The sequence below is a fragment of the Bradyrhizobium sp. P2_E8 genome (assembly GCF_056403875.1).
This window is the reverse complement of record NZ_JBFUES010001737.1, coordinates 1-793: the sequence shown is the minus strand read 5'-3', so window position 1 is coordinate 793 and position 793 is coordinate 1. Positions and strand designations below refer to the sequence as shown.

Here is a 793-nt window from a genome sequence, read left to right as displayed (position 1 = left end):
GTCTACGACCGCGATCAGGCGGCGGTGGACGCGTTCTTCGCGGATTGAAAAACGCCCTCCGCGATTTCAGCGCGGAGGGCGTGTATTTCGTCAGTTCAGCTTCCGCTTCGTCACGGGCGCCTCGAACTGCGCGATCTCCGCGGTTTGCGGTGCCTTGCCGTTGAAGGTCAGCACGTTGCCTTCGGACGAGATCGCGACGTTGTCGCCGTCCCTGACGTCGCCGGCCAGGATCATCTCGGCGAGCGGGTCCTGGAGGTAGCGCTGGATCACCCGCTTCAGCGGCCGTGCGCCATAGGCGGGATCCCAGCCCTTGGCGGCGAGCCAGTCGCGGGCTGCAGCATCGAGCGTCAGCACGATCTTGCGATCGGTCAGGAGCTTCTGGAGCCGCGCGAACTGGATCTCGACGATCCGGCCCATCTCGCTCCTCTGCAAGCGATGGAACAGGATGATCTCGTCGACACGGTTGAGGAATTCGGGGCGGAAATGTCCCCGCACCATTCCCATCACCTGCTCGCGGACGGCCGAGGTGTCTTCGCCCTCGGGTTGATTCACCAGGAACTCGGAACCGAGATTCGAGGTCATGATGATCAGCGTGTTGCGGAAATCGACGGTACGGCCCTGGCCGTCGGTCAGGCGGCCGTCGTCGAGCACCTGCAACAGGACGTTGAAGACGTCAGGATGCGCCTTCTCGATCTCGTCGAACAGCACGACCTGATAGGGCCGGCGCCGCACCGCTTCGGTGAGCGCGCCGCCCTCGTCATAGCCGACATAGCCCGGAGGCGCGCCGATCAAC

1 protein-coding gene is annotated in these 793 nt (G+C 64.3%); it reads right to left on the bottom strand.

Annotation, left to right across the window (positions count from 1 at the left end; translation table 11 throughout):
- Positions 1-90 precede the first annotated feature (90 nt).
- A partial coding sequence (locus AC1D00_RS43580) for an AAA family ATPase (protein WP_477014995.1) occupies positions 91-793 on the bottom strand: 703 nt, incomplete at its 5' end.